At 68.7% G+C, this 2,609-nt stretch carries 4 protein-coding genes; all 4 read right to left on the bottom strand.

The annotated features are described in order from the left end of the window. Positions 1-305 precede the first annotated feature (305 nt). The 4 genes from G401_RS0138985 to G401_RS0138970 are packed head-to-tail and all read right to left on the bottom strand — an operon-like array spanning position 306 to position 2,533. Positions 306-503 (bottom strand): hypothetical protein, encoded by a 198-nt coding sequence (locus G401_RS0138985; protein WP_027346748.1) that lies wholly within the window; start codon positions 501-503, stop codon positions 306-308. Further along, positions 503-805: a hypothetical protein gene (locus G401_RS0138980; protein ID WP_157546790.1), complete on the bottom strand. Its 303-nt coding sequence runs from the start codon at positions 803-805 to the stop codon at positions 503-505. The genes G401_RS0138985 and G401_RS0138980 overlap by 1 nt, the downstream gene beginning before the upstream one ends. 14 nt (positions 806-819) lie before the next feature. After that, positions 820-1,653 carry an FtsK/SpoIIIE domain-containing protein gene (locus G401_RS0138975; protein ID WP_027346746.1) on the bottom strand — a complete coding sequence of 278 codons (834 nt, stop codon included), beginning with the start codon at positions 1,651-1,653 and terminating at the stop codon, positions 820-822. Position 1,654: 1 nt separating this feature from the next. Next, positions 1,655-2,533 carry a hypothetical protein gene (locus G401_RS0138970; protein ID WP_027346745.1) on the bottom strand — a complete coding sequence of 293 codons (879 nt, stop codon included), beginning with the start codon at positions 2,531-2,533 and terminating at the stop codon, positions 1,655-1,657. Positions 2,534-2,609: the final 76 nt, after the last annotated feature.

The following is a 2,609-nucleotide window of genomic DNA, read 5'->3' as shown; positions in this document are numbered from 1 at the left end:
TCTGGGCCAGGGCGTGCACGACGAACGCGTCCGGGGCGTCCGGGTGGGTGGTGATCTGTGCGCGAGCGCGCGTGACCGCATCGGGGTCGGGAGAGTGGTCGGCGGCCGCAGACAGGGCCTGATTTTGGGTAGGGTGCATCACACAGCTCCCCTTCGGGGGTGGTTGAGCCGTCCAGGCCAGAGACTTCTTGGCGGTTGTTACTGGCCTGGGCGGTGCTAGTGGTGCTGGACGCCTTCGTGGCGGCCACCACCCGTTCCGAGCGTTGCGGTCTCGGAGCGGATGGAAGCGGTCAGAAGGCTTGGCGTTACTTGGTTCCGCCGCTGTACGGCGTGCGACGGGAGACCGTCATCTGGAGTGCTACGTGGGGTTCGTCGACCGGGATCAGGTGTGTGAGGTCGTTGATCGTGAGCAGCTCACGCAGGATGTCCAGCAGGCGGGTGACGTCGATGTCGCGGCCGATGAGCTGTACTCGCACGTCGGTGATGTGGTGGGTGCGGCTCATCAGACCGTCACCGCCCGGCGTGAGCGGATCGGCTCGGCGGTGACAAGGACGCCTTGACGTCCGCCAGTCATCGGACGGTTGGTGAACCGGGTGTACGCGTCGGCCGGGGCGCAGGTCTTGCACAGGTAGACGTTGTGCTCGTAGTTGCGGGGGCTGACCCACCGGCCGCAGCCGGGGCATTCGATCGCAACGACCTTCGGCCGGTACGCCCATGTGGTCAGGCCGTAGGTGGTCTTGAGGGTCGCGGTCCGGACGGCCCGCATGGGGACCGTGGCCAGGCGCCGGATTCGAAAGGTACGCATGATTCGGTCCCCTTTCAGGCCGTCAGGGAGTAGTCAGGGCGACGGATCCGGGCAGCGAACGCGGCGAGGTGCCGAATGTCCTGATCGGACAAATAGGCGGCCTTGACCAGACGCGGCACGCCGCCCTCGGCCAGCAGCAACCCGGTGCCTTGGTTGAGGGGGTCGATGCTGGTCGCGGTGTAGCCACGACCGGCCCAGCCGTGCCCAAGGATGATGTCGCTGGACGAGTCGGTGGTGGTCCGGCCGGCGAACCGCCACGCGAACAGATCCCGCAGGCTCGTGGGGATGATGTCGCTGGAGGGCCGTTGGGTGGCGGCGACGACGATGATGCCGACCGCCCGGCCCCGGGCCACCAGGTCCCGTAGGAGCCGGGAGAACGTCTCCTGGCTCTTCTTGTCGCCGGCGGTGGCTGAGAAGTACGCCAGCTCGTCGATCACGATCATGATCGCGGAGAACGCGTCGTCACGCTGGATCTTGCGGCGGCCGTGGTAGCGCAGCCACGCGTACCGGTTGTCCATCACCGTCTGGACGCGCAGGATGGTGCGGTTGGCGTGGTCGGGGTCGGGGCCGACGAAGCAGTCCGCGACCTCCTCCCACAACCCCAACTCGACCTGCTTGCCGTCGATCAACACGAGGCGGCAGTCCGTTGCGAGGGCGCCGTGGGCGACGAAGTTCGCCACTGCGCCCGACTTGCCGGCACCGGGCTCGCCCGCGAGGGCGATGTTGCGGAACATGATCGGCACGTCGACCCGGCGTCCGTACTCGTCTGCGCCGAACACCACCGGGTCGAAGATCGACAGGGAGGAGGCGACCGGGACCCGGCCCGGCAGAAACTCTGTCGTCGTCATCTCAGGCCTGCCCCTCGGTCGGGCGACGGCCGCCCCGACGCTCCTGCGGCGGGTTGTACGGCTCGGGAACGCCGGGCAGGTCCAGACCGCCGACCGGCGGCAGACCCGGCGACGTGGGGATGATCGTTTCGTCGAAATCGACCAGGTCCATCAGCGGGGACAGGACGAGGGACCGCAGCGGATCGCGGCGGGCGATGTCGACGTAGACATACGCCGCCCGCGCCTCACTCACCCGACCGACCCGGACCTGCGACGCACCCAGTTCCTCGGCCAGCGCACCCGTGCGCCCCTCCAGATCGGCGAGGGTGAGACCCGGGCGCAGCCACAGCCAGACCCGCTCACCCGACGGGGTCGGACGAGCGATCAGGATCAGCGGCAGACAGCCGGCCTTCGTCGACGACGCCCGCAGCGCCCGAGCACAGAAACTGCGGACCCGGTGCCGGTCGATGGCACACCACACCACCGCGATGACCGCCCGGCGAGTAGCCGGCACCGCCGCCACGACGGCGACCGGGACACCGATGATGAACACCGCCGCGACCGCCGGGACCGTGTGGACCAGCGTGGTCCAGCCGAACACGACCGCCAGGAACACGGTGATCTCCGGCAGCCAGTGCCAGACCGCGCGCAGGACCGGCCAGATCCGCACCAGCACCGCACACACCAGACCGACCGCCAGACCGCCGGCGACGCCGAGGATTCCGCCGACGATCGGCCACGGCATCGTGTAGCCGAGGGACACCGCCCCGAGCACCGACGCCGACAGGCCTACCACCCAGAACGTCAACCGCGCCTTGCGGGCGTACGTCGTGGCAAGCGGGGCCTCTACAAGAGTGACCTGACCCGGCGAAGATGACGGGAACAGGCTAAATTTGGACACGAGTCCTCCCAGACATGGGTTGGGCTTCACCAGATCCGGGGTCGCGACTGACGCCAATCACACCGCGACCCCGGGC

The sequence above is a fragment of the Hamadaea tsunoensis DSM 44101 genome, from assembly GCF_000428945.1.
GTDB classification, from domain to species: domain Bacteria; phylum Actinomycetota; class Actinomycetes; order Mycobacteriales; family Micromonosporaceae; genus Hamadaea; species Hamadaea tsunoensis.
Note: the sequence above shows the minus strand (reverse complement) of the source record. Positions and strands in the feature narration are given on the sequence as shown.